Source organism: Maribacter arenosus, assembly GCF_014610845.1.
Taxonomy (GTDB): Bacteria; Bacteroidota; Bacteroidia; order Flavobacteriales; family Flavobacteriaceae; genus Maribacter_A; species Maribacter_A arenosus.
On the sequence record NZ_JABTCG010000001.1, the window covers coordinates 846,832 to 873,727 of the forward strand.

Here is a 26,896-nt window from a genome sequence, read left to right on the forward strand (position 1 = left end):
TTAAATTATACCCAAAAGTAATGAAATTAACTGCTTATCTTTAGCCTTGTAAATTAGAAACTACAAAATATATGGACATTAAGTTCAATAAAAACGAAGACCAAAATAAGTTACAATTATCCCAACTACGAAAGCGATTGGCACAAGTAAAATTAGGCGGAGGCAAATCCCGAATCGAAAAGCAACATGAGCAGGGTAAGATGACCGCTAGGGAACGTATTACCTATCTGTTGGATGACGATAAGAACAGTATAGAAATCGGTGCATTGGTAGGGGACGGAATGTATAAGGAACATGGGGGTTGCCCTTCAGGCGGGGTGGTTGTGAAAATGGGCCATATCAAAGGCAAACAATGTATCGTTGTAGCTAATGACGCTACGGTAAAAGCCGGGGCTTGGTTTCCGATTACTGCAAAGAAAAACCTTCGTGCCCAAGAAATTGCCATTGAAAATCGATTGCCAATAATATATTTGGTCGATAGTGCCGGGGTATTTCTCCCCATGCAGGATGAAATTTTCCCGGACAAGGAACATTTTGGACGTATTTTCAGAAACAATGCCATAATGAGTAGTATGGGTATCACCCAAATTTCTGCGGTCATGGGAAGTTGCGTGGCTGGTGGAGCCTACCTGCCGATAATGAGTGATGAAGCGATGATCGTTGATAAAACGGGCAGTATTTTCTTGGCCGGAAGTTATTTAGTCAAGGCCGCTATTGGGGAAGAAGTCGACAACGAATCCTTAGGCGGGGCCACGACCCATTGCGAAATAAGTGGCGTTACAGATTATAAGGCCAAAGACGACAAGGATGCCTTGGACAAAATCAAGAATATTATTGATAAGATCGGGGATTTCGATAAGGCAGGTTTCAATCGTAACAAACCTCAAAAACCTAAAGAGGAGGTGCAGGATATTTACGGAATACTTCCGGGTTCTAGAACCGAACAATATGATATGGGTGAAATTATCAAGCGATTGGTCGATAATTCGGAATTTGAGGAATACAAAGAAGGATATGGGAAGACCATACTAACAGGGTATGCTCGTATTGATGGTTGGGCCGTGGGCATTATCGCAAACCAAAGGAAAGTGGTTAAAACGGCAAAGGGCGAAATGCAATTCGGTGGGGTAATCTACTCCGATTCGGCAGATAAGGCTACCCGTTTTATCGCTAATTGCAACCAAAAGAAAATTCCATTGGTGTTTCTTCAGGATGTTACTGGATTTATGGTAGGTAGTAAAAGTGAGCAAGGAGGTATTATTAAGGATGGCGCTAAAATGGTGAACGCCGTAAGCAACTCCGTAGTACCTAAATTCACTATCGTTATTGGCAATAGTTATGGCGCCGGAAATTATGCCATGTGCGGAAAGGCCTATGACCCACGATTAATCGTAGCCTGGCCAAGTGCCGAGCTAGCCGTAATGAGTGGTAATTCGGCCGCCAAAGTCTTATTACAGATTGAAAAAGCCTCCTTAAAGAAAAAAGGAGAGGTCATTACCAAAGAAAAGGAAGAGGCCCTTTTTGGTAAGATCAAGGAACGTTATGATAATCAGGTTTCTCCTTACTATGCAGCGGCCCGCTTATGGACAGACGCCATTATCGATCCTTTGGATACCCGCAAATGGATATCGATGGGCATTGAGGCTGCCAACCATGCCCCTATTGAAAAGCAATTCAATATGGGGGTCTTGCAGGTTTAACTTGAAACGGCCTTGGTATCAAGGTCTATGGTTAGAAGATGCCTATTTACGTTTTCCTTTTGCAACCTAAACACCTTCAGCTGTTTTCGTTGAGTAGGTTTACCATAATCAAAATAAATGGTCGTCTTTAAATAAGTAGGCTCAAAGGACTTATTACCCAAGTATTTTAGGTTAAAACGCCATTTGCCGCCCAATTCTTGATTTAAATAGAACTGCTTACTAGAATAGCCACGTGTTTTTTCATCCATGATTCGTTCCGGGTCGCTTTCGTAGGTATGCTTCCAGGAATAATAATTGGGCGGATTCATTCCTTGCAGCTCAAATTCAGCTTCACCATCGTTCCATTCCATGACCATACGGATCGGGGAATACCCGAGAAGCTGTTCCACATCGATTACTTCAGTCGACCCCACCATATTATTACGCACCAATAAGTTATGTGATTCTATATTGATGATGGAATCGATACCACTTTGTGAAGCCTCTGCCCTATTCAATACCTGTGTTGCATATAGGTTCAATGCCTTTTTATTTTGTCCTAATTTGGCATTTATATTCGCCAAATCCCTATAAGATTGTGCATAGGTCGGTCTTATGGACGCAACAGCCTGGTAGACTTGCATGGCAGCGGTCAATTCCTTATTCATTTCATACATATAGGCCAAAGCTTTTAAAACAACTGCATTGTCAGCGTACTTTTTCTTGACCGAATTCCAAACTTCATTTGCCTTATCTTTGTTTTGCCATACATTGATAAAATAGTTCCCCACCTCAATGGCATCAAAAGGGGCATGATAAAAATGATCCCTTTTGTCCTCAAAAACCTGTAAAGCTTCTTCTTCGCTCTTACATTGGTATAGATCGTTCAATTGGGCTGGGATTTCCGCATTCCAATCCGATGTGGCAAATGCCGCTGCAGCCCTTTTTCGACTTTGTATTAGGGAATCTTTGAAACTTTGTGTCAATTTAGGATTTTTGTACTCTCCCCTTTTGGTATTAATCACAATGACCCCGCCATGCCCCCTGCGACCGTATCTTCCTGAGGCGCCGATACCACGAATAACCGCTATCCTATCTATTTCCTGTATTGTCAAAAACAATGGTGGTGTATTCATAATAACCCCATCAACATCATAAATCGCTGCCTTTTGCCCTTTTGACAGCGAAGTGGTAGTCCTTAAAAAGACGCTCGTACCTTCTTCATCAAATATGGAGTACTTGTAAACAATATTGCCTATGAATTTGCCCCGCATGGCCTCCAAAAAGGTGGGTGCGCCCATATTAAGATCTTCCCCGTTGATCATTTGTATGGATAGACCGGATTTACGGGTATCAAAAATTCCGAGATTTGTCCTTATCAAATCCATATTGGTATCAAATTCTATTTCCCTCTCAATGGCTTTTTTTCTAATATTCTTTTTCACCACTACTTCTTCCAGTTGCACTTCAACGGGCTTCATAGCAATATTCAAGGTTTTGGTTACATCCTCAAGCAGTACTTCCACCGTTTGCAAACCTAAGTGTTGGAATACCAACACATCGCCAGGTTCGGCGCCAATACGATAGCCCCCCTTTTCATTGGTAAAGATTCCTTCCACCGAACCCTTCTTGGTAATACTCGCACTGCTTACGGGATAACCGTTTTGGGTGACTACCCCGCTGATATGCGAACCAACCATTTGGGCATGTCCTACAAACATGATAAGTGAAAAGAAAAGGGTAAAGAGCACTTTCATTATATCGTCGTTTTCGAAGAGTTTTGTCACAAAAATCGAGCCTAATTCTAGATTTTTAACCATTCTTGAAATATAGACAAAACAGTAATTTCATGAAGCGTACTATAAATTTTTAGATAAAACCTATAGTGTTGGCTAAATATCTTTCCCGTTCTGTAAAAGTAATAGGGTTTCTGGTCTTGAAATCTTTCCATTACCGGTTTCAACAAACCGTTCAATACATACTATATCCTTGGGGATTTCATATTTTTTAATGGTTTCCAAGGTTTTTATTTTTTCCAAAAGTCCGGTATCTTTATGTTGGCTTTCTATCAGAAGGGCTACTTTTTGTCCTAATTTTTTATCAGGTAATCCCACAATAAAAAATCGCTTTTTTAATAAAGTGGCCAACTTGCCCTCGATTTGTTCGGGAATAAGTTTAACCCCTCCGGAGTTGATAATATTGTCGTATCTACCCAACCATTTGAATCGTTGATCGGATTGCAGCTCTACAATGTCATTGGTATAGATTGGTTCCTTGCTTATTTCCGGTGCTTTGATGACCAGACAATCCCTTTCATCTGAATGTATTTTTACATTCGGAAGTGTTTCAAAATAATCCGTGGCACCGTGGTTCACTTTTCTAACGGCAATATGGGAAAGGGTCTCGGTCATACCATAGGTCTCAAAAACATTTACTTTTTTATCTTGTACCTTTTCCCTTAGGCTATCGGACATCGGGGTGCCGCCAACAATCAACGTTTTAATTTTGTCGATCTGATCCAAAGAATTTTCCAATTGCATGGGGACCATGGCACAAAAATCGTAACAGTAATCCATGGTCCTCAATGGGTTCATTGAAGGAGCTACCCAATCGAGTTCCAAACCAAGAACCATGGCCCTGACCAGCATCATTTTACCGGCTATATAATTTCCTGGCAGGCAAAGTAAGGCGGCCTGCCCTGGTCGAAGATCAAAATAAGATCCTGTCGCCAAAGCCGAATTGACCATATATTGCTTTTCTACACGGATATTTTTTGGAATTCCTGAAGAACCTGAAGTTTTTAGGACAATCGTATTTTTTTTATCGATCCAATCCAATAAGAATTCACCCAAAACCTTTTGATAGGGTTGACCTTCTTTGATCAAGCTATAACTAACTTCATCCAAATCATGGTACCGCATGGAAATCCCCTTCCATTTAAATTTAGGATGTATGCTTCTAAACGTCCGATCCATTAGTGTGTTGTGCCAAATAAACTTCCTTGTCCAAAACTTTTCCTGTCAGCCTTTCTTTCCAATTCGACCATCCATATTTTTTTGAAAATATCAATAAAAGTATCGGATAAATGACCAAAACAGGAATAAATATATCCCACCCCAAAGTAGGTTGTGATACATCTTTGTAGATGGAATTGGTCTGAAACGCGGTCCAATCCGCTGTGACCAATAAGGCCGCGGTTAAATTATTCGCAGCATGAAAACCAAGTGCCAATTCAAGTCCTTCATCCATAAGGGTCAAAATCCCTAAAAAGAAACCCGTACCTATATAAAATACCATAATACCATAACCTATTTTACCCACTTCAGGATTAGCGGCATGCATAACCCCAAAAAGGACCGAGGTAACCACCAAAGGCACCCACCTGTTCTTGGCCATAATGCCCAAACCCTGCATCAAGTGACCTCGAAACATATACTCCTCAAAACTGGTCTGTAAGGGAACCAATACAATGGCCATAACCAATAGAATCAAAAAGGGTATGGGTTTAAAATTAAGGACATAGTCATCGGGTGACATCATAATATCCGCCAACATCATTAACATGGTGATACCCCCCCAAAGCAAAAAAGCGAACAAAACACGTTTCCAATCCACTTTTTTACGTGATGTAGTCAAGGAGGTGATAGACTGGCCATGAACCAAATATACCCAGCCAAGAATTATAAAAAACCCCGCTACCAAAGGACCAATGGCCAAAATAAAAAATACATTAAGTCCTAATTTATCAATAACCTGCTTCATCATCACATCAACATCGACGGGTGAATTTATTGTCATGATGTAATTCACTACCATAAGGGCTGAAAACCCTAAAATAGGAATCCAATATTTCCACAAACCAATATTACCTTTATATCCTTGTTCTATAAACATAAATCCTCTATTACATCTGATTGCCAACCAGTATTTTTACGGCTATAAATATATCCATTTTTCACTTGAAGTGGACTCTCGAAATTATTTGTGTATAGTCCTCCGGTCCCTAATCCTTGAGCCATAGGGCTGTTTAAATTATACGTCCATTGTGCTATGGCATTCAAACCAATATTACTTTCCAACGCACTGGTGATCCACCAACCTATTTTCAGGCTCTCCGCGATTTCAATCCATTCTTCGCTACCCTTGTAACCACCCACCAATGTCGGTTTTAGAATAATATATTGGGGGCATATGGTTTCTAACAATAATTTCTTTTTACTTACATCGATAACCCCTATCAATTCTTCATCCAAAGCAATCGGTAACGGGGAATTTTCACATAAGGATTTCATCTTCATTAGGTTACCTTGCCGTATGGGTTGCTCAATCGAATGCAATCCGAAATTGGACAATTCCTTCAGTTTCACCAACGCCTCTTCAGGTTTAAAGGCCCCATTGGCATCAACACGTAATTCTATCCGGTCTTGGGAATATTCCTTCCGAATGGCCTCTAACAGAGAAATTTCGGATTTAAAATCGATGGCACCGATTTTCAATTTTAAGCAACTGAATCCCGCTTCCAATTTCTGTTGGATCTGCTCCAACATATACCCTTTATCCCCCATCCAAATGAGTCCATTTATAGGGATCATGGCTTCGTTTCTTGTAAATTCCGAAGGAAATAGAACGAAAGGATGCTCGGATTCCAGGGATAAAAATGCTTGTTCGAGTCCAAATTGAATACTTGGGAAATCGCGCAATTCACTCCACAAATCGGTTTTTCCCTCTTCTATGGAAGCACAGACCCATTGCAACTTATCCTCAAATCCAGGTACATCATCCAAGCTAAGGCCTTTGAACATACCACATTCACCTATGCCATAGCTACCCTCATTTTCCAAAATCAGGAACCAGGTTTCCTTTTGGTCAAGAATTCCCCGCGACGTTCCACTTGGCCTTTTGAAATACAAGGTGTATTTTTTAAATGCGGCTTTCATCTGATCATTTTACTTGTTTTCCATTATAGGCCAGAGGATGTCTTGATTGTTATTATACTAGTCAATATCCTTTCTATATTTTTCCACTTTTAATCCTATTGCTTTCATTGGTTGATGCCAAATTTAACTATATTTTAAGTCTAAAAACCAACGCAATGCAAAGTATCAAGGATAAAGTGGTATGGATTACAGGAGCATCTTCAGGAATTGGTGAGGCATTGGTGTACGCATTGGAGAAAAAAAACTGCAAATTGATCATATCTTCCCGGAATGAAGCGGCATTACAGCAGGTAAGGGATAATTGCCTGCAGAAAGATCTGGTTAAGATCTTACCATTGGATTTGGAGAAATATAGCGCCATGGAATCTAAAGTAATCACGGCACTCTCTTTCTTTGATGAAATTGATGTTTTGGTCAATAATGCCGGTGTTAGCCAGCGATCTTTGATTCTAGACACTGAATTTGAAGTCTACAAAAAACTTATGGATATCAATTACCTGGGTACGGTGGCCTTGACCAAAGCACTGTTACCCTATTTCATAAAAATGAAAAAGGGCCATTTTGTGACCGTCACCAGTTTAATGGGGAAGTTCGGTTCGCCTTATCGTTCGGGCTATTGTGGGGCCAAACATGCGTTACATGGGTTTTTTGACGTTTTACGAATGGAACATGAAAAAGATGGGGTCGATGTTACCCTGATCTGCCCTGGGTTTGTTCAAACCAATATCGCCAAAAATGCCCTGACCGCGGATGGAAGTCAACAACAGACGGATGATGTGGCCACCCAAAATGGACTGAAGGTAGCTGTTTTTACACAAAAAATGATACGGGCCATTGAACAAAAAAAGTTCGAAGCCTATATTGGAAAAGGGGAAACAAAAGGAATTTACCTAAAACGATTTTTTCCAAAACTGTTACACAAAGTTGTCCTACGCAGTCAGGTCAAATAGAAATGGCATCCCCAATATTCAATAAATGTAATTTCTTACCTGCCTTCACGAATTTATCAATGGCCGTTTTATGATCAATTTCGATATACCCAAACGTATCATAATGATAGCCTAAGACCGAATCACATTCAACGAAGTTTGAAGCGATTATCGCATCATCGATGCCCATCGTAAAGTTGTCCCCAATGGGCAATACGGCAAGGTCTAATGTGGTGTTAAGAGGTATGAGTTTCATATCCATTGTCAATGCTGTATCCCCAGCAATATAGAGGTGTTTCCCTTCAGAGGAAAGAATAAAACCTCCCGGTTCACCGCCATAAGAGCCATCTGGGAATGATGAGGTATGAATCGCATTCACGTATTTAAGATTCCCAAAATCGAATGCCCAATTACCGCCATGGTTCATTGGATGCGCTTTAATACCTTTGGCCTCATAATGCGTGGCGATTTCAAAGTTACTGACAACCACGGCTCCAGAGGATTTGGCGATGGCCTCAACATCCAAAACATGGTCTTGGTGGGCATGGGTTACGAGAATATAATCGGGATGTAAATCTTTGATATTGATTTTTCCCAAAGCCTTTTCATTTCCGGAAATAAAGGGATCGACTAAAATTGATGAATTTTCAGCTTCAATCAAGAGTGAAGCATGACCTAGAAAAGTGATTTTCATTTTTGAAGTTTTAGTACTTCAAAGTTACAGAACTCTATTTAAAATTAAACCAGAAACGAACACCTTCCGATGTTTTATCTACGTTTAAAGTGGTCTGCAGCTGATTCGCCAGTCGATTCATGAGGCGTATCCCCATAGATGACTGGGCGCGTTCATCAGTATCGTCTGGTAATCCGACACCGTTATCGGTATACTCAAAAAACCCTTCCTGACCGTTTAGTTTTCTAATGTGAATATAAATCTTTCCATTTTCCTCATCATGTGGAAACGCATATTTGAAGGAATTGGAGACCAATTCGTTGAGCATCAACCCAAATGGTATGGCCCGGTCAATATCTAATTCCACACCCTCGGCATCGATAGTGATGTTGATATTATGCCCTCCTTTTTTATAGACGGATTGTACGCTATTGATGAGACTTTCGATATAGCCCTGCATTTCGATTACGGAAAGGTCATCGTTCTGATATAGCTTTTGATGGATCAACGCCATGGCCTTTACCCTGCTTTTACCTTCTTCCAAAGCCTCAATGGCCGCCTTACTACGCGTATTTTTTGTCTGTAGGCTCAACAAACTGGAAACCATCTGAAGATTGTTCTTAACCCTATGGTGGATTTCTTTTAACAGAGAGTCCTTTTCAATCAGCGAATTCTCTATAATATGTTTTTGTTCCGCTATCAAACGCTGGTTTTTAATACTTTTTAAATAGGCGTAAACTAGGCCCGCAAAACCTAAAAGGGTAAATACCAACGATATAAAAACGAGATTGATCTTCTCGTCCTGGGCTGTCATTTCCAAACGTTGAAGTTCCAAATTCTTTTTTTGTTCTTCGAACATGGCTTGGGTATTCGCAAGATCCCTTCCCATAACGGTAGCCAGTTGCTGGGTGCGGAGTTCCGATTCATTGACATCTATAGAATCCCTGATACGCATGTTACGTTTGAGATAGGCAGCAGAATTCTGAAAATCCCCGGTCTTATCATAATAAGATGATAGTAATCGGTTTCTTTTAAGAATATGTTGGATTTTGGTCAGATTTAAATCCGAACTTAGATATTCTACAGCTTTTTCATAGTTCTCCAATCGTAGGTAACAATTCGCAATTTCCAAGGTGTTTTCTACGATATCCGAAGAATACTGCCCCTTACTGTTTTCCGAGATTTGTTGTATAGCTGATTCCAGAAAGGGAATGGCAACCTCATATTGGCCAAGTAGGGAATAACATTTCCCGATATTTCCGTCAATGATACCCATAAGGTTATTGGCATTGATCAGTTGGTTTTCGGTCTTGATTACGGTTATGTTGTTCAGGAATACGGTTAAATGGCCCTTGGCCTCTTTATATTTGTTGAGTGCCACAGAAGGGGAATTATCCAATCGTAAGTAATTCCCAATATTGTTATGGTATTGTGCAAGACTGTATTCATCATCATCGGGAAATGTTTTCCGTACTTCTATGATGTAATCTTTCATTGCCTTTCTATGGAGCCCTAAATTGGAATAGATATCATAGAATGCAATGTCATCTGTTAGGCCTAGGTCTTTCTTTTCCTTGCGAATATCGATCTGTTCCGCATATAGAGCCAATTGGGAATAGGTACTGTCCATTAATCCCAATAATTTGGACTTGAAATCCAAATTCAATTTATCCTTGATCTCATAAAGTTCACTAGATATGGCCAAGCTTTTGTCATAATCCCCCAAATCATAATATACTTGGGATTGCATTAGCATATAATCACGAATGGCTAAAGAATCTTTAGCCTTTATGGCTTCATTTAAATATTGATTCACCGTATCGAGCCAATCGTAGGCCGAATTCTGCTTATACCTGTTGGAAGTGCCAAAGAAATAAGTAAAACGTTCATCAGTTTGGTCTTGATTCTTAAAATTAAGATAGTCATCGTCAACCAAGGGAACGGAGTCCTGCGATTTTAAACTTGTAGCGATAAACAAGCAAAGAATACTTAAGATCAATGATTTGCCAAGAAGCTTTTTCATACGTAATTAAAAACCAAACTTACTGGTAATAGCTGGCTTCATTAAATTTTTGTTGTAAACTGAATCCATTCAAAATCAAATTCGTGTATCGATAGAACGAAATATTACAACAGTGATTGTCCTCGTTTAATTAATTAGTGCCATTTCTTTCTAGAACGAATTCCTCTTGTTTGGGTGATTTATCCTCTTAATTCATTTCCAAAAAGACATAGCTGATCCAGCTCTTAAAAAGCATTGAACAGCGGATAAGTACATGGTAGGATTTGGATTAGTCAAAAGTAAATTATAGGATTGTAGCATTTACAATATTGTTGTGTAACCCCATTATTTTGTTGTGAAATGCAGTAATGCGGATTAAGGATGTATTTCATCGTATTTTTTATACATTTCATGGATTAATTGTAGGAAGAATCAATATCCGATATGATTGGAATTACCAAATCAAAACTGCGAAATAGTTACAACTAAAAAGGGCCATGTTTTTTAAACAAAGCCCTTTTACGAGAACACTATATGAAAATGAAAAAAATTATTAATTTTAATTGCGATACTTCGATTTGTATCACAGGGCTAATATATAGGGAAAACGGAAGGCTGAAAACTAAATGTTGTGAAGTGTCGGATTCTTGTGGTAACTAGTTGAAAAACATATATAAAATAAAAGAGGTTGCATAAAGCACCTCTTTTATTTTCTGAATGGTATTCGTTAAATAATTAGGAATTCATTGCAGAGATAATGAATTCTTTAAAATCTTTGGAAATAGGTATCAAGTTATTATTGATCATTATATCCTTTGAGTTGATAGCATCGATATGGTCGACATTCACTATATAGGATTTATGGGCCCTATAGAATTTGTGCTTCGGTAACTTCTCTAAATAATCTTTTAACGGCGATCTTACCAAGAATTTCTTGTCAACCGTATTCACCTCCAAATACACATTATCGGCTTTAATGAATTGGATGTCCCCAAATTGGATTCTGTAATACAAGTGCTGTTTTTTTACAAAAATGGAATCCTTAAGCACGGAATTTGACATGGGCACATCATCATCACTCATATTTTCTGGGGAAGCAGCGTCTTTATTGGTCCCATAAGTAAAATTCGAAAGTGCGATTTCTATGGAAGTATATAAATCTTGCTGTTCAAATGGTTTTACCAAATACCCATTGGGTTTTACCGTTTTTGCGTTTTCGACCGTAGCCCTATCCGAGTTGGATGTCACAAAAATGAAAGGAATGTCATAGTTCTCGCGAATGTGTTTTCCCAAATCGATTCCCGTCTTATCTGAAGCCAGTATAATGTCAATCAGAACAAGATCAACCTGCTCCGATTTCAACACCTTTTCCGCTTGTTCATACACAATGACATTGTCAACAATCTCATACCCAATTTCCTCAAGCATTGATTGCATATCATCGGCGATAATCACATTATCCTCAACGATCAATATTCTAATAGGTTGTTCCAAGGCAATTGAAGTTTAGTAAGTTAGATATCAAATTTACAAAAAATATTGTTACCCAAGTAAAACAAGAGCGATAGCAAAAAGGTACTGATGGCCAATTTCTTTAGTTCTGGATCCAATAAGGAAGGCATTCGAGTGTGGTTCACCTTAATGAGTTGTACCAAAATAGGAATAAAAACAACCAAAGGTAAGAGCTGAAAATAACACTTAAAGGTTATTATAATATAAACCAAAAAACTCAGCAATCCTATCGATATAAGTGCCGTATGGTATTTGAGCCCGTTGGCGTAGCCCATTAAGACTACCAAAGTTCTTTTGTTGGAATCCTTATCGGATTCATGATCCCTGAGATTATTCAAATTTAGCACCCCTGTGCTCAAAGCACCAATGGAGATTGCAGGAAGTACTGAAGACCATGTTAAATTTTTTGTATAAAGAAAGAGTGTTCCTAAAACAGCGAGTAATCCGAAGAAAAGAAAAACGAAAACATCGCCCAAACCACGATATCCATAAGCCGAATTTCCTATCGTATATTTAATTGCTGCCCAAATACTTAAGCCTCCCAACACCGTAAAAAGAAGGATATACTCTATATTTTCCAATCCGAAAGCGATATAGACCACTGCAATAACCAGGATGATATTGAACAAAATAGAAATGACAATCCCCTTTTTCAATACCTTACGGGTCAATAACCCGCTTTGCAGGGCCCGTTTAGGACCTATTCGGTCTTCATTATCGGTACCTTTTACACCATCGCCATAGTCATTGGCAAAATTCGAAGTGATTTGAAATCCGATTGCTGTGAAGAGAGCAAGAATAAAAATGGTATTGTCAACGCTGCCATAAGAACTGGCTAATGCAGTTCCTGCTAAAATCCCGGATATCGATAGTGGGAGCGTCCTTAATCGCGCAGCATTGATCCAAGGGGCTATTTTCGACAATCTAGTATGGATCTTCGATTTGTAAACGCTTACCCTCCTTGTAGGACGCAACAAAGGCATCATTGAAGCCCAAATCGACCAACTGCTTTCTAAATTTTTGCGCTTCTTGCAAAGTTTCAAAATTTCCTAAGGAATAGGAGTAAAAAGGATTGGTCTTAACGAAAAGTGTGTTGGTCAACGCTTCAGAAGCTAAAGTGACGTTGTTGTCGACAAATGATTTTATCTGAACGGAATAGATTTTTTCTTTTTCCAAAAAACTCTTGGCCAAATAAAACTCCTTCACCAAGCTCAATTCCTCATTTTGTTGTCTTAGATTATCGATTCGAGCTTTGTGGGCCTCAAGACTATCGATTGAAACAAGGAGGTTATTTCTATTCTCCAAATTGTTCGATGTACTCAAGCCAGCAGTATAGGTCGTTATTCCAAACGTACCTACTAGGAACAAGCCGGTAATAACGGCCAAAAAATTTCGTTGAACCTTACTTTTTTTGAGCTCTTTGTTCTTTATTTTAATCTGATCTAAAAGACGCTCGTTTATAATCTGCGCCTTGTCTATATCTTTGTGCAATTCGAGTAAATCGCTTTCTTCAATAAATGGCATGTGACATTAGGTTTTTAGGGGTCTTATCGGCTAAAGGTAACCAAAATTGTTTAATGATTTTAGTATAAATTCCTTAAAAGTTGTAAAAATATGATTTTTCGTTGTATTGTCTATAATTTACGATGTATTTTATCGATAGCTAGTTGATACATAATCTTTTAAAGAGCCCTATTTCAATAATTTCGGTTGTTTAAGAGCCTATGGCATAAATACCGTCTTCCTTAATCTCGATCTTTCTGGCTTTGTACAAGGTTCCGATTCCTTTCTTAAAGACTTTTTTGCTCATTTGTAGCTCGTCCTTGATTAACCCCGAGTCCGATTTGTCGTGTAATCCCAGGAACCCGCCATGTGCCAAGAGTTGTTCATAAATCTTATTCGCTGCTGGTTCCAATATCTTCTCTCCCAAGGGTTGTAAGGAGATATCTATTTTATTGTCGGGCCTTATCTTTTTAATTACGCCTTTGGTATTGTCACCTATTGATATGGTCTTGAATATTTCATTGTCATAAATCAGACCTTTATGCCTATTATTGATGATTGCTTCATACCCTAAATCGGTTTTTCTCGTAATTACCAAATCTACCACATCCTCTTCTTTTACCGATAGCGTTTCGTTGCTCAGAAACCTGTCTATTTTGTTCGAACCTACCAATCGGTTACTCTGCTGATCTAGATAACAATAAATCACATACCAATGCCCTTCCTTCATTTTATCACGTTGCTCCCTAAACGGCACCAATAGATGCTTTTCCAAGCCCCAATCCATGAACGCCCCAAATTCATTCACCTCAACCACTTTAAGCAACTGAAATTCGTTTACCAATATTTCTGGTTCCAAGTTAGTTGCCACGGGTCGTTCAGAATGATCCAAGTAACAAAAAACCGTCAAGGAATCCCCTATTTCATAGTGTTCAGGAACATACTTATTAGGCAATAAAATATCGTTACCTTCACCATCCCCTAAAAAAAGTCCCACACTCGTATCCCGTAAGATTTCAAGTGTATTGTACGTTCCTAGTGCTATCATACTGTAAAAATAAGGTTTAAAAGTGTGGACATAAAAAAACCGCCCTTAAAAAGAGCGGCATTATTATTTTAAAATCGAAATTACTATTTGTAAACAGATTCTTTTTTGAAATGCTTGCAAAGCATATAATATACTACAGCTCGGTGTTTGTTCTTATTGGATGAACCATATTTATCCATGACGGTTTTGATTCCGTCCATCAGTTTTGGGCTATCGCTCATTCCCAATTTCTTGATCAGATAATTTTTCTTTACCGTCTCTAATTCCTTGTCGTCTCCACCTGAAACTTTGGAAGCGTCAAGATTGTAAATAGAAGGTCCTAAACCAATAGTTACTTTGGTCAATAGATCCATGTTTGCTGATTCACCGAATTTATCCTTGATGTCTTCGGCGTACTTCTTGATCAAATCGTCTCTTTTACTCATAATAGTTAGTGTTATTAATGAATATGATTAATAATACCCGAAGATATAAAATCAAAGTAACCCATCAAAATTTTATTATTCAATATTCTGGGGGTCCGTATCTCTAAGAGTTTGGGTATAATCGAACTTCCAAAGAATTCGCCGAGCTCGTTTTCAAGGGATTTTACATCATTTACTGAGGAATATTCTAGACCAAACATGGTGCATAAATGTTCGGCATTTAAGTTATGGGTCGTCTCGAAATAGTTTTCATAGTTGGCAGATTTCTCGAGTCCGGGAAGAATCCTGAAAATGCCACCCCCATCATTATTGATCAGGATAATCCTAAAATTCGGCTTCATATAATTATTCCATAAACCATTACTGTCATAGAAAAAACCCAAGTCCCCGGTAATAAGTACGGTCTGTTTTCCGTTGGCAATGGAAGCTCCGATAGCGGTAGAAACACTCCCGTCAATACCACTTGTTCCGCGATTGCAAAAAACTTCTACCGAGGGTTTACTATCGAACAATTGGGCATACCGAATGGTTGAACTATTTGCCATCTGCAACTGAATATCCTCAGGGATCTTATCGAAAATATGTTTGAAAGCCAGTAAATCAGAAAACGGAATGCTTTGGAGATAGGTTTTCCTATTGGCTTCATAGGCCAATTTTATTCCTTTCCAATAATCAGCATATTCACTTTCGACATTGTGAACCCGTGGTAAAAAAGATGTAAAGAAGTGATTCACCTTAGTCTTGAAATGATGGGTCAGGGCGAAAAAAGTGTCATTGGCCCTAAGTTCGTCAATATGCCAATGCTGTTTGGGTTTGTATGCCCTTAGAAATGCCTTTACCTTCTTTGAAACCACCAAGCCACCAAAAGTGAGCAGGATTTCCGGTTGAAGATCCCCAAATAATTGGTTCTCATGGTTAGATTTTTCAATTGGCGCAATAATACTGTCTATACTCGGGAAAAATTCGGGATTGTGAATATTCGAAGTGGTTTCTGTGAAAACAATAACCGAAGGATCTTGGGCCAAAACGTCAAGGAATTGTTGTTCTATTAAATTCGGAAAATTAACCCCTACCAAAACCATTTTACGTTTGGCCGAATTCCAATGTTGTACAAAAGTATCTAATTCGGGGAGTACGGTTGCTTCCTTTTTATTTATCTCGACTTTCGGGCTTACAATGGGCTCTACAACTTTGCCATATAAGGGCTCTTCAAAAGGTACATTGATATGTACTGGCAACCTTTGGTCATAGGCCAGATTGAGAGCCTTATTCAATTCATTATCATTATACGATTGAATGCTTTCTTGGAGTTCCTTCACATTGCCAATAATGTTCTGAGGAGCATATTTTTTGACTTTCTCTTTAGCATGGCTAACATCTTGTCTCAAATTGGCCGAATAGCCTATATGCCTGTCAAAAACATGGTCTTGACGAATGGTTTGTCCGTCCCCTACATCGATTTTATAAAAAGGTCGATCGGCCGAGAGAACCACCAATGGTATTGCACTATAATACGCCTCGGCAATCGCGGGATAATAGTTCAGTAAAGCACTGCCTGAAGTACACAAGGCAACGACTGGTCTTTGTAATTGTTGGGCCATACCCAATGCGAAAAAGGCAGCAGAGCGTTCATCAACGATGCTATAGCAATTAAAATAAGGGTCTTCAGTAAATCCAAGTGTCAAAGGGGCATTTCTGGAGCCTGGGGAAATAACAATATCACGTATGCCTTTGGCCTTACAATGCAGGACCACAGTTTGGGCCGCGGGTATGCTTGAATAGTTCATTGAAACAAAAATACAAAGCCCAATGTTCTTAACCCAATGTTCATATAAATACTGTCAAATGGATAGAACACGTAACAATGTTTTGCTTTTTGCGACGGTTTCCTGCCATTCATTTTCAGGAATGGAATCCTTGGTAATACCACCCCCTACATAAAGGGTGGCCTTACCATCAGCCAACTTCATGCATCGTAGATTTACAAAGAGTTCTGAACTTGTCGTAAGGGACCTATACGCTTTATTTTCTTGATTTCTACTATCATTTGAGGTTCTTCCTATCTCTTGCCTGATATTCAGCTCTCCCAGAAAGCCGGTATAATACTCTCGATGATAATTCTCATGTTCCATAATAAATTTTCGGGCTGGTGGTAGTGGTAATCCGCAGACTGCCGGGGTTGGGTGCAATGCCCGGATGATGTTCGACAGGTCATTTTGGTATACAGCGGTAATCTTGGTCCGTAAGTGCCAGAGATCGCCGGCTCGGACTGATTCGACATTCCCAACCTTCATTTGGGACACTTCATTCTGCAATGCTTTGGAGATATATTCGGTAACCATACGCTGCTCATCCACCTCTTTCTGCCCCCATGACGGAGTTTCACCTTCAACTGTAGTCTGGGTACCCGCCAAGGACATCGTTGTAAGACGGTTATTGGTTGTTCGCAATAATATCTCAGGTGTCGCTCCGAGCCACATTCCCACTTTTGGATGGTACCATAAATAACAGAAGGCAGAATCATAGTTGGCCAGTAGACGTTGGAATATTTCGAAGGGAGGGCTTTGACAATCTACCTCCAATTCTCTGGAAACCACTACTTTATCCAAATACCCCTTTTCAATCAGGTGTGCTCCTTTTTTAACTAGATCCATGTGGAATTCCTTTTCCCGCTCTTGTTCATCTAGGATGTTTGTCGACCCAAAGTTTGGTTCTGTGCCTTCTTCAATATCTGCTTGAAGCTGTTCATGCAAAGGCATTAATACAGCAGGGGTATGGGAATCGAATGGAGCGAAAACAAATCCTATTTCTGAAAAATCTTTGGTGTATCGTAATTTACCATCCTTTTGAATTATGACATGGATTCTTTTAGAATTCGGTTTTTTATAGACTACAAAAGGCAACTCCTTTAAAAGTTGTTCCTCTACCTTTCTTAAAACTTCGAATAACATATTACTTTTTTGGTAAGGAAATCGTGGTCAGTTTACAGAGGGATATAAGTTGACCATCAACATCTGTAATTTTTATTTCCCAAAGTTGTGTGGTCCTACCCTTATGTATGATAGTGGCTTTTGCGAAGACTTCCCCTGATTTTATACTTTTGATGTGGTTAGCGGATATTTCTATGCCACGGACAAAAAACTTTTGGGCATCCAAAAAAATATAGGAAGCCATACTACCTACACTTTCGGCCAAGGCCACCGTTGCCCCGCCGTGTAATACACCATCGGGTTGATGTACCTTAGGGGTTACGGGCATTTTACCCACTAAGAAATTTTCCCCAATTTCTATATATTCGATATCTAGGGTCTCCATCAGGGTATTTTTGGATGACCCGTTGCAAACATTGAGGATTTTATCCTTGTATTCGTTCATTGCATAAATTTTTGTAAAATTAAGCATAACTTGAGCAACAACATCTCAATGAATAAATGAAATCGAATGGGGCAAGTTGAAAAACAGGTAACATATCAAACAACAAATTCCTACACGACAAGTAATACCCTAACAACAGAAACCAAGAATGTCTGGATGGTCTTTCACGGTATTGGGTATTTAAGTAGGTACTTTATTAACTATTTCAAGGACTTGCCTGCTGAGGAAAATTATATCATAGCCCCACAGGCCCCATCAAAATATTATTTGAACAACCAGTACCGGCATGTTGGGGCAAGTTGGTTGACCAAGGAAAATACCCGTTTGGAAACCGAAAATGTATTAGCGTATATAGACCAGGTGTACACCCAAGAAAACATTCAGGATAATCTTAACTTTATAGTCTTCGGATATTCCCAAGGTGTATCGATCGCCGCACGATGGGTTGCAAAAAGAAGGATTAAGTGTAACCATTTGGTTTTATATGCCGGTGGACTTCCAAGGGAATTGGTACCCGGTGATTTCGATTTTTTGGTTGCAAACAGAACCAAGATCACGGTACTGGTGGGTGACAAAGACGAATATATGAATGCCGAACGATTAAAGCATGAATCGGGGAAAACGGAATCATTGTTTCAAGGTAGGGCAAAACAGATTATTTTCGAAGGTGGACATGAAGTAAAAAAAGAACTTTTAAATCAATTTCTTTAATATGGATCAGTTTCCTATTCTTAAAACGAAACGCCTGATTTTAGATCAAATTAAACCATCGGATATTCCGAATATTGTTGCCTATGCGGGGAATATAAAGATCGTGGAGAATACCCGAAGCATGCCTTACCCCTATCATGAAGAAGATGCCATTTCTTGGATGCACGTGGCAAATAGTGGATTTAAAGCGAAAGACAACTATATGTTCGCCATTCGGTTTAGCGATACTTTATCATTTATTGGTGGTATTGGTCTCACTATTGACCAAGAAAACAACCGAGCAGAATTAGGGTATTGGCTGGCCGAAGATTTCTGGAATATGGGTTTAACGACCGAAGCAGTAAAGGCCATAATAAAATTCGGATTCGAAGAACTTAAACTCAATAAAATTTTTGCTGTTTATTTAACCTCAAATGAAGCATCAGGTAAGGTAATGATAAAGAATAGAATGGTAAAAGAAGCCGAATTCAAGGACCATGATGTAAAAAGAGGGCATACTATTGAGGACAATATATACGTTTCTTTGACCCAATATCGGATGACCAGAAGTGAGTATGAATCCCTTTAAATTGTTGTATCGATCATGATGAACCTTGCAATCACCTTAGAAGATGAATGTGTACGATTGTCCCCTTTAACTCTTGAGAACTATCATCATTTAATTCCTATCGCAGCACAGGAAAAGTTAGTGCAATACTCCCCTTCCGATATCGAAACTCCAACAGCTTTGAAATGCTATGTTGAAGCTGCGTTATATCAACAAGACAGAAAAACCAGCATTCCCTTTATCATTTATGATAAGCGTAGGCAGCAGTATGCCGGCTGTACACGGTATATGCATATAGATTGGGTAAACAAGGTACTTCATATAGGCTCAACTTGGATCGGTAGGGAATACCAAGGGACTGGACTTAATACACACATGAAAGACCTAATGCTCAATCATGCTTTCAAAACCCTTAATTTTGAAAAGGTTGAGTTTCGCATAGACGAACGTAATCTGCAATCACGAAAAGCGGTCGAAAAATTAGGGGCTGTGCTTGAGGGTATACTTCGAAAAAACATCTATCTTTTAGATGGGTTTAAGCGAAATACCTGTTGTTATGGTATTTTGAAAGAAGAATGGCTAACCAGAAACGCTCCTTAAGAAAATTGTTATGAACCAATCGATCGCAAACGTAACCCTTGTTGTAAAGGAATATGATGAGGCTATTGAATTCTATACACAAAAACTAGGTTTTAAACTCCTTGAAGACATCCCATTGGAGGAGGATAAAAGATGGGTATTGGTTTCACCGAAAGGTTCAAACGGTACCGCATTACTATTGGCCAAGGCCGCTTCTGAAAATCAACAAGAATATATCGGTAACCAAACCGGTGGCCGGGTATTTCTATTTCTTCATACCGATGATTTCTGGAGGGATTATGAACGTATGAAAGTCAAAGGAATAATATTCAATGAACCGCCTCGGCAAGAGATTTATGGTACCGTAGTCGTTTTTCAGGATCTATATGGTAATCATTGGGATTTATTGGAACCTAAAAGATAATCATTCTTTGTCCGTACCTTCCTCCATTACTTCGTAATATGCGATTTTGCGGGTGGTATAGCTGTTTTCAGGGGTAATGATCTCCTTGATCCAATTACCCTCATCCCCTTTGTCATATTGGTAAATAAACTCCTTCACACTAACAACTTTGCCCGATTTTGATACCGATTTTACCAACACACCCTTTTCATCATATTCATAGGTATTGATTTCATTGGGAACGAACTGGTTCTTTTCGTGGTCCTGAATAAATTTGGTGACTGTGCTTAGTTTTCCGTCCTGGTCGAACACCTCTTCCGTGGCTGAACTTGGTTCACCATCTAAAAACTTTTTGGTCAATACGATATTCTTTTGTTTTTTATCCTTTCCTATAATGGTAGATTTTCGTACCGATTTAAGAAGGGTTCCATTCAACGAATTCGTCTGGGTCTGTTCCCCCTTATAATCCGTGTACTCAATCAAGGTCTCATCATTGCCATCGTTATTGGTTCTTATGATTTTGACGAGGATATTATCGGCGTTATAAACATATTCATATCGGTCTAAAAATTCCTTATCGTATGAAATTATCTTTTCTGTGACCTTTCGAACGGGAATAGTATCTATTTCATAAAAATTCGCATAGGATGTACTACTTTCAAAAATATTATTTCTGTAATTCTCAAAACGTCTTTCAATGAGTTCCCCATTCCGATATTTGTAATACGTTACATCGTAATCGGTATCATTATAGCGGGTTACCGATTTGGTCAATTTTCCTTCCTTATCAAAGTCATAGGCTTCCTTCCCATATTTGGTACTTACCAGACATGATTTCACCGGTCCTTTCAAGTCAAAATCGGCTATGGTAAATATTCTGATTTCTTGACCTTGCCCCAAATGGAAGAAGCACATGAATATCAAAAATAATAGGAAACGTACAAAAGAAGTCGCGTAGTTTTTCTCCATATTTCAAAGGTACTTTATAATACTGCAATTATAAAACAAATTCCATACCAGTAATATTGTATTCTAAGCTAGAAATTCATAGGTAACCCATTTACATTTACATCATCTGTCCCGTATCTTTGGCCTTAATATGGATAAAATAACTAAAAACCATACCAAAATGAAGAAGCTTTTAGCCATGCTCTCCCTAGTTCTTATCATGGGTTGTAACACAAAAAAGGAAGCTGCTACCGACCACAGGGTTTTTGAAATTGGCGTTATTGCTGATTGCCAATATTGCCAATGTGATCCTACCGACGTCCGTTTTTATAAGAAAGCACCCTTGCGTTTACAAGAAGCTGTCACTGAACTAAATACACATCCTTTGGATTATACCATACATTTGGGAGATTTCATCGATAGGGATTTTAGTAGCTTTGACACGCTTCTCCCTATTTGGAACAAATTGACATCGGACACCTACCATGTGTTGGGCAACCATGATTTTAGTGTACCGGATTCCTTAAAACCTTATATCTTCGAAAAAATGGCTCTTAAGGATCGCTATTATAGCATTGTAAAGAATAAATGGCGGTTTATTGTTTTGGATGGAAATGATCTTAGTGAACACGGTGCCTTATCGGAAGTTAAAAAACAACAGACAGACTCCCTTTTTAAGTTGTTGTCCAATAAGGAATTACCAAATTTAAAACCTTGGAACGGGGGTTTGGGTTTGGATCAATTGAATTGGGTCGAAAATGAGTTGAAACTTGCGACCAAGAATAATGAACGCGTTGGCTTTTATTGCCACTTCCCGGTTCTGGGGGAAACCAACGCACATAACCTCTGGAATTACGAGCAATTGTCTGCGATCATTGATAAATACGATTGTGTAAAGTTTTATTTTAATGGGCACAACCACGCTGGTGGTTACCTACAGAAAGATGGAATACATTATTTGAACTTTAAAGGCATGGTCGATACCCATGACAGTACGGCATTTGCCAGGGTGGCTTTTCATAACGATTCACTGATCATAAAGGGCTATGGTAGGGAACCTGACCGGGCCTTAAAAATAAGATAATAACTTAACCCTATAAAAAAGCACCCTGATGATATTGTCAGGGTGCTTTTCAATTTACTTGTTTTAACGTTTACTTGACTTCTTCGAAGTCTACGTCTTCAACATTATCACCTTCCGGAGCTTCCCCTGCAGCGGCATCCTCACCATTTGGTGATGCGCCTGCTTGTTGGGCCTCGGCTTGGGCTTTGTACATTTCCTCAGAAGCAACTTTCCAGGCTTCATTGATTTTATCCAAAGCTGGGGTAATCACAGCAAGATCCTTGCTCTCATGGGCTTTCTTTAATTCTTCCAAAGCTTCTTCGATAGGCTTTTTCTTATCATCGGAAAGTTTATCCCCAAACTCTTTCAATTGCTTTTCGGTCTGGAAGATCATACCATCTGCCTCATTTAACTTATCCGCAGTTTCCTTGGCTTTTTTATCCGATTCTGCATTGGCTTCCGCTTCCGCTTTCATCTTTTTGATTTCCTCTTCGGTCAATCCGGAAGAAGCCTCGATTCGGATATCCTGGGTTTTATTCGTGGCCTTATCGGTTGCCGAAACTTTGATGATACCATTGGCATCAATATCAAAAGTTACCTCGATCTGTGGTGTTCCTCTTGGTGCAGGTGGAATGCCATCTAAATGAAAACGTCCTATCGTTTTATTATCAGCTGCCATTGGTCGCTCACCTTGTAACACATGGATCTCGACTGAAGGCTGGTTATCCGCTGCGGTAGAGAATACCTGTGATTTTTTCGTCGGGATCGTAGTATTGGCATCGATCAATTTTGTCATTACGCTACCCATGGTCTCAATACCTAAGGATAGTGGTGTAACATCTAACAACAATACGTCTTTTACATCACCTGTCAACACCCCACCTTGTATCGCTGCACCTACGGCAACAACTTCATCAGGGTTTACCCCTTTCGATGGTTTTTTGCCAAAGAATTTCTCAACGGCTTCCTGTACGGCAGGGATACGGGTAGAACCTCCTACAAGAATAATTTCATCTATATCGCTTTTCGAAAGGCCAGCAGCTTTTAATGCGGTTTCACAAGGCTCAATGGTTCTTTTGACCAAATCTGCGATCAATTGCTCAAATTTAGATCGTGATAGGGAACGCACCAAATGCTTGGGTCCAGAAGCTGTAGCAGTTACATAGGGTAGATTTATTTCGGTCTGTGCCGTAGACGACAACTCTATTTTTGCCTTTTCGGCCGCTTCACGTAATCGTTGCAATGCCATGGCATCATCCCTAAGATCGATCCCTTCATCCTTTTTAAACTCTTCGGCCAACCAATCAATGACTTTTTGATCCACATCGTCCCCTCCCAAATGGGTATCACCATCTGTAGACAATACTTCAAAAACGCCATCTCCCAATTCAAGGATGGAAACGTCATGGGTACCTCCACCAAAGTCAAAAACTACTATTTTTTGGTCTGTGTCCTTTTTGTCCATTCCGTAAGCCAAGGATGCGGCTGTAGGCTCATTGATGATTCGTTCTACTTTAAGGCCTGCTATTTCACCTGCCTCTTTGGTGGCCTGGCGTTGTGCATCGTTAAAATACGCTGGAACCGTAATTACGGCACGAGTTACATCCTGTCCCAAGTAATCCTCTGCTGTTTTCTTCATTTTCTGAAGGATCATGGCAGAAAGTTCCTGGGGGGTGTATAAACGCCCGTCGATATCGACCCTTGGGGTGTCATTATCCCCTTTTACCACTTTATAGGGAACACGTTCAGCTTCTTTTTTTGATTCCGAATACTTGTTACCCATAAAACGTTTTATCGAATAAACGGTTTTATGCGGGTTAGTGACCGCCTGTCTTTTTGCAGGATCACCAACCTTGATTTCACCACCTTCGACAAATGCGATTACTGATGGTGTTGTTCTTTTACCTTCGGCATTGGGAATTACAACGGGCTCGTTACCTTCCATTACTGAAACGCAGGAGTTGGTCGTACCCAAATCTATTCCTATAATTTTGCTCATTATATATGTTTTAAATATTAGTGCTTAATTTTTTATGTCGATTAGGGAATGACAAACAATATGCCAATTGCCGGTAACCTGACATGATGTCATTTTTGAAAGGTTTGATTAATGGCCTTTTTGAATGCCAAATGGCTGGATTGTCTGAGAAATAGCCACTTCCATATATGAGCGTGAAATAATTAATTAACGACAAATGTGTTAAATAAAACAAACCAAGTTGCCCACTTCCTCCGAGGGAAGCCAACTATCCATTTGATTTATATAATCTAAACTCTTAAGTGTAGCATCGTAAAGTCTAGAAATCGGTCTAGTTTACAGATAAAACAAGAACCAAGCTTCAATTTAAAAACCATGTAATAATTTTCAAAAATTGACATTTATCATATTTATTATAATAAATCAATATTATTTTTATGAATTATAAAATTTCCTTGATTAAAGTGTATGTAAATTTATTAATATGGCAAAAGTAAATGGAGCTATCGTTGTTGATATTGAAACATGCAAAGGTTGTGATCTGTGCGTACCTGTTTGCGCGGAAAATGTCATAAGCATGTCCACAGAAGTCAATCGAAAAGGTTATCACTATGCCTATATGAGCAACCCTGAGGCCTGTAATGGATGTACGAACTGTGCTGTTGTTTGTCCAGATAGGGCCATAACAGTGTATCGGGTAAAAGTTGCAGGATAAATTAAAAATGAATTTATGTCCGAATTAAAATTAATGAAAGGGAACGAAGCATTGGCTGAGGCTGCCATCAGGGCCGGAGTTGATGCTTATTTCGGTTATCCCATTACGCCACAATCAGAAGTAATTGAACATCTGATGGCTGAACGTCCGGAAGAGCGAACCGGAATGATCGTCTTACAGGCCGAAAGTGAAATCGCAGCGATCAATATGGTCTATGGGGCCGCGAGTACCGGAAAAAAAGTAATGACTTCATCTTCAAGCCCAGGTATTTCCTTGAAATTGGAAGGAATTTCTTATTTGGCAGGCGCAGAATTGCCCGCGGTTATCGTTAATGTTGTTCGTGGCGGACCTGGTTTGGGTACTATACAGCCTTCGCAAGCAGATTATTTCCAATCGGTTAAAGGAGGCGGCCATGGCGATTACAAACTTTATGTGCTGGCGCCGGCATCGGTTCAGGAAATGTCCGATTTTGTAGAGGATGCCTTTGATATTGCCTTTAAATACCGTGCCCCTGTTTTAATACTTTCAGACGGGCTAATCGGACAGATGATGGAAAAAGTATACCTGAAAGACCAGCAAGAACGAATTTCTGATGAAGAAGTAATCAAAAAATATGGAGGCTGGGCGGTTACTGGTAAAACAGATAGGAAAAGAAATATAATTACCTCACTTGACCTACAATCCGAAAAGATGGAAGCCCGTGTTCATAGACTGCTGAAAAAGTACGCGCAAATGGAAAAAGAAGATCTGCGGTTTGAAAAAATAAGTTGTGATGATGCCGAATATCTGTTCGTTGCTTACGGTTCAAGCGCCCGGATCGCTCAAAAAGCAGTCGAATTAGCACGTAAAAAAGGCATTAAAGCCGGGTTGTTACGGCCTATTACCTTATTCCCTTTTCCAAAACAGCAACTATTTGAATTGGCAGATCAAGTAAAAGGGATTTTGAGCGTTGAATTAAACGCAGGCCAAATGGTAGAGGACGTTAGATTATCCGTAGAACACAAAGTAGCCGTAGAGCATTTTGGAAGGACAGGCGGAATTATTCATACCCCTGAAGAAGTATTGGAAGCATTGGAAGAAAAAATAATACATAATGAACGTATCGGAGATTATAAAACCCGAGAATCAAGTATTCTGTAAAACAAAATTAATGACCGATGCGACCTTGTCGTATTGTCCAGGTTGCGGTCATGGTACAGCACATAATCTTACCATGGAGGTCATCGATGAAATGGGTATCGTTGCAGATACTATTGGGGTTGCCCCTGTTGGTTGTTCTGTACTAGCCTATGATTTTATGAATATTGATATGACCCAGGCCGCGCACGGTAGGGCACCAGCAGTTGCTACCGCTATTTCGAGATTATGGCCCAATAAATACGTGTTTACCTATCAAGGTGATGGTGATTTAGCCGCTATTGGGACGGCAGAAACCATACATGCTTGTAACCGGGGCGAGAATATTGTGGTGATTTTTGTAAATAATGGTATTTATGGTATGACCGGAGGCCAAATGGCACCGACAACACTATCGGGTATGCCTACATCAACATCACCATATGGAAGGGATGTCAAAACAATGGGTTCCCCGATAAAAATGACTGAATTGGTAGCTAATCTACCAGGTGTCTATTTTGCGACGCGGCATGCCGTACATACACATAAACATGCACGTAAAGCTAAAAAGGCCATTCAGAAAGCATTTGAAAATACACGATTGAAAAAGGGGGTATCCTTTGTGGAAATTGTTTCAAACTGTAATTCGGGTTGGAAAATGACCCCTTTAGAATCTAATCAATGGATGGTAGATAACATGTTCCCCTACTACCCTCTCGGGGATATCAAAGTAGATGGTGTATTAAAATAAGG

Annotated in this window: 26 protein-coding genes; 10 read left to right on the plus strand and 16 right to left on the minus strand. The window is 39.5% G+C overall.

What is annotated here, in order from left to right:
• Nucleotides 1-71: 71 nt before the first annotated feature.
• The gene (locus HPE63_RS03750; RefSeq protein WP_188312879.1) at nt 72-1,700 is read left to right on the plus strand and encodes an acyl-CoA carboxylase subunit beta; all 1,629 of its coding nucleotides are present in this window, start codon (nt 72-74) and stop codon (nt 1,698-1,700) included.
• Here the strand turns inward: HPE63_RS03750 and HPE63_RS03755 are convergent.
• The 4 genes from HPE63_RS03755 to HPE63_RS03770 form a co-directional block, all read right to left on the minus strand.
• Nucleotides 1,697-3,436, minus strand: a complete 1,740-nt coding sequence (locus HPE63_RS03755) for a carboxypeptidase-like regulatory domain-containing protein (RefSeq protein WP_188312880.1) — start codon at nt 3,434-3,436, stop codon at nt 1,697-1,699. The two genes, HPE63_RS03750 and HPE63_RS03755, sit on opposite strands and share 4 nt — an antisense overlap.
• 135 nt (nt 3,437-3,571) lie before the next feature.
• Nucleotides 3,572-4,600: an AMP-binding protein gene (locus tag HPE63_RS03760; protein ID WP_223198035.1), complete on the minus strand. Its 1,029-nt coding sequence runs from the start codon at nt 4,598-4,600 to the stop codon at nt 3,572-3,574.
• Nucleotides 4,601-4,637: 37 nt separating this feature from the next.
• Entirely contained in the window at nt 4,638-5,573 is a 936-nt protein-coding gene (locus tag HPE63_RS03765; protein ID WP_188312882.1) for a CPBP family intramembrane glutamic endopeptidase, read from the minus strand.
• Nucleotides 5,564-6,616 carry an o-succinylbenzoate synthase gene (locus HPE63_RS03770; protein ID WP_188312883.1) on the minus strand — a complete coding sequence of 351 codons (1,053 nt, stop codon included), beginning with the start codon at nt 6,614-6,616 and terminating at the stop codon, nt 5,564-5,566. The genes HPE63_RS03765 and HPE63_RS03770 overlap by 10 nt, the downstream gene beginning before the upstream one ends.
• Before the next feature lie 155 nt (nt 6,617-6,771).
• Here HPE63_RS03770 and HPE63_RS03775 point away from each other — a divergent pair, with 155 nt between their 5' ends.
• Complete coding sequence (locus HPE63_RS03775) at nt 6,772-7,566, plus strand: SDR family oxidoreductase (RefSeq protein WP_188312884.1); 795 nt, start codon at nt 6,772-6,774, stop codon at nt 7,564-7,566.
• On the opposite strand, the gene HPE63_RS03780 is transcribed toward HPE63_RS03775, so the two are convergent.
• From HPE63_RS03780 to HPE63_RS03825, 10 genes are all read right to left on the minus strand, one after another.
• A complete protein-coding gene (locus tag HPE63_RS03780; RefSeq protein ID WP_188312885.1) occupies nt 7,559-8,239 on the minus strand; it encodes a metal-dependent hydrolase in 681 nt (226 codons plus the stop codon). The two genes, HPE63_RS03775 and HPE63_RS03780, sit on opposite strands and share 8 nt — an antisense overlap.
• Before the next feature lie 34 nt (nt 8,240-8,273).
• Nucleotides 8,274-10,241: a histidine kinase dimerization/phosphoacceptor domain -containing protein gene (locus HPE63_RS03785; RefSeq protein ID WP_188312886.1), complete on the minus strand. Its 1,968-nt coding sequence runs from the start codon at nt 10,239-10,241 to the stop codon at nt 8,274-8,276.
• A 714-nt stretch (nt 10,242-10,955) separates the two neighbouring features.
• Nucleotides 10,956-11,714, minus strand: a complete 759-nt coding sequence (locus HPE63_RS03790; RefSeq protein ID WP_188312887.1) for a LytR/AlgR family response regulator transcription factor — start codon at nt 11,712-11,714, stop codon at nt 10,956-10,958.
• Between the two features lie 20 nt (nt 11,715-11,734).
• On the minus strand, nt 11,735-12,655 hold the full coding sequence (gene menA / locus HPE63_RS03795) for a 1,4-dihydroxy-2-naphthoate octaprenyltransferase (RefSeq protein WP_223198036.1): 921 nt from the start codon (nt 12,653-12,655) through the stop codon (nt 11,735-11,737).
• Between the two features lies 1 nt (nt 12,656).
• The gene (locus HPE63_RS03800) at nt 12,657-13,256 is read right to left on the minus strand and encodes an SPOR domain-containing protein (RefSeq protein WP_188312888.1); all 600 of its coding nucleotides are present in this window, start codon (nt 13,254-13,256) and stop codon (nt 12,657-12,659) included.
• 190 nt (nt 13,257-13,446) lie between these two features.
• Nucleotides 13,447-14,283 (minus strand): CvfB family protein, encoded by an 837-nt coding sequence (locus tag HPE63_RS03805; protein ID WP_188312889.1) that lies wholly within the window; start codon nt 14,281-14,283, stop codon nt 13,447-13,449.
• Nucleotides 14,284-14,366: 83 nt separating this feature from the next.
• A complete protein-coding gene (locus HPE63_RS03810; protein ID WP_188312890.1) occupies nt 14,367-14,708 on the minus strand; it encodes a DUF2853 family protein in 342 nt (113 codons plus the stop codon).
• A 14-nt stretch (nt 14,709-14,722) separates the two neighbouring features.
• On the minus strand, nt 14,723-16,495 hold the full coding sequence (gene menD / locus HPE63_RS03815; RefSeq protein ID WP_188312891.1) for a 2-succinyl-5-enolpyruvyl-6-hydroxy-3-cyclohexene-1-carboxylic-acid synthase: 1,773 nt from the start codon (nt 16,493-16,495) through the stop codon (nt 14,723-14,725).
• 54 nt (nt 16,496-16,549) lie between these two features.
• Nucleotides 16,550-17,659: a chorismate-binding protein gene (locus tag HPE63_RS03820; protein WP_188312892.1), complete on the minus strand. Its 1,110-nt coding sequence runs from the start codon at nt 17,657-17,659 to the stop codon at nt 16,550-16,552.
• A 1-nt stretch (nt 17,660) separates the two neighbouring features.
• Nucleotides 17,661-18,083, minus strand: coding sequence for a PaaI family thioesterase (locus HPE63_RS03825; protein ID WP_188312893.1), 423 nt, complete (start codon nt 18,081-18,083; stop codon nt 17,661-17,663).
• A gap of 66 nt (nt 18,084-18,149) precedes the next feature.
• Between HPE63_RS03825 and HPE63_RS03830 the strand changes: the two genes are divergently transcribed.
• Genes HPE63_RS03830 through HPE63_RS03845 form a run of 4 tightly spaced genes read left to right on the plus strand, consistent with a single transcriptional unit; the run spans nt 18,150 to nt 20,344 of the window.
• Complete coding sequence (locus HPE63_RS03830; protein WP_188312894.1) at nt 18,150-18,794, plus strand: alpha/beta hydrolase; 645 nt, start codon at nt 18,150-18,152, stop codon at nt 18,792-18,794.
• Nucleotide 18,795: 1 nt separating this feature from the next.
• Entirely contained in the window at nt 18,796-19,362 is a 567-nt protein-coding gene (locus HPE63_RS03835) for a GNAT family N-acetyltransferase (protein ID WP_188312895.1), read from the plus strand.
• 18 nt (nt 19,363-19,380) lie between these two features.
• On the plus strand, nt 19,381-19,941 hold the full coding sequence (locus HPE63_RS03840; RefSeq protein WP_188313156.1) for a GNAT family N-acetyltransferase: 561 nt from the start codon (nt 19,381-19,383) through the stop codon (nt 19,939-19,941).
• A 10-nt stretch (nt 19,942-19,951) separates the two neighbouring features.
• A complete protein-coding gene (locus HPE63_RS03845; protein WP_188312896.1) occupies nt 19,952-20,344 on the plus strand; it encodes a VOC family protein in 393 nt (130 codons plus the stop codon).
• Here the strand turns inward: HPE63_RS03845 and HPE63_RS03850 are convergent, their stop codons facing one another.
• Nucleotides 20,345-21,292: a hypothetical protein gene (locus HPE63_RS03850; RefSeq protein WP_188312897.1), complete on the minus strand. Its 948-nt coding sequence runs from the start codon at nt 21,290-21,292 to the stop codon at nt 20,345-20,347.
• 160 nt (nt 21,293-21,452) lie between these two features.
• Between HPE63_RS03850 and HPE63_RS03855 the strand changes: the two genes are divergently transcribed.
• The gene (locus HPE63_RS03855) at nt 21,453-22,355 is read left to right on the plus strand and encodes a metallophosphoesterase (protein WP_188312898.1); all 903 of its coding nucleotides are present in this window, start codon (nt 21,453-21,455) and stop codon (nt 22,353-22,355) included.
• Nucleotides 22,356-22,425: 70 nt separating this feature from the next.
• On the opposite strand, the gene dnaK is transcribed toward HPE63_RS03855, so the two are convergent.
• Entirely contained in the window at nt 22,426-24,333 is a 1,908-nt protein-coding gene (gene dnaK / locus HPE63_RS03860) for a molecular chaperone DnaK (RefSeq protein WP_188312899.1), read from the minus strand.
• 463 nt (nt 24,334-24,796) lie between these two features.
• On the opposite strand from dnaK, the gene HPE63_RS03865 reads away from it, so the two are divergent.
• The 3 genes from HPE63_RS03865 to HPE63_RS03875 are packed head-to-tail and all read left to right on the plus strand — an operon-like array spanning nt 24,797 to nt 26,894.
• Nucleotides 24,797-25,027 (plus strand): 4Fe-4S dicluster domain-containing protein, encoded by a 231-nt coding sequence (locus HPE63_RS03865; RefSeq protein WP_188312900.1) that lies wholly within the window; start codon nt 24,797-24,799, stop codon nt 25,025-25,027.
• Nucleotides 25,028-25,042: 15 nt separating this feature from the next.
• Nucleotides 25,043-26,167 carry a 3-methyl-2-oxobutanoate dehydrogenase subunit VorB gene (locus HPE63_RS03870; protein ID WP_223198037.1) on the plus strand — a complete coding sequence of 375 codons (1,125 nt, stop codon included), beginning with the start codon at nt 25,043-25,045 and terminating at the stop codon, nt 26,165-26,167.
• Complete coding sequence (locus HPE63_RS03875) at nt 26,121-26,894, plus strand: thiamine pyrophosphate-dependent enzyme (protein ID WP_188312901.1); 774 nt, start codon at nt 26,121-26,123, stop codon at nt 26,892-26,894. Before HPE63_RS03870 ends, HPE63_RS03875 begins: the two co-directional genes overlap by 47 nt.
• Nucleotides 26,895-26,896: the final 2 nt, after the last annotated feature.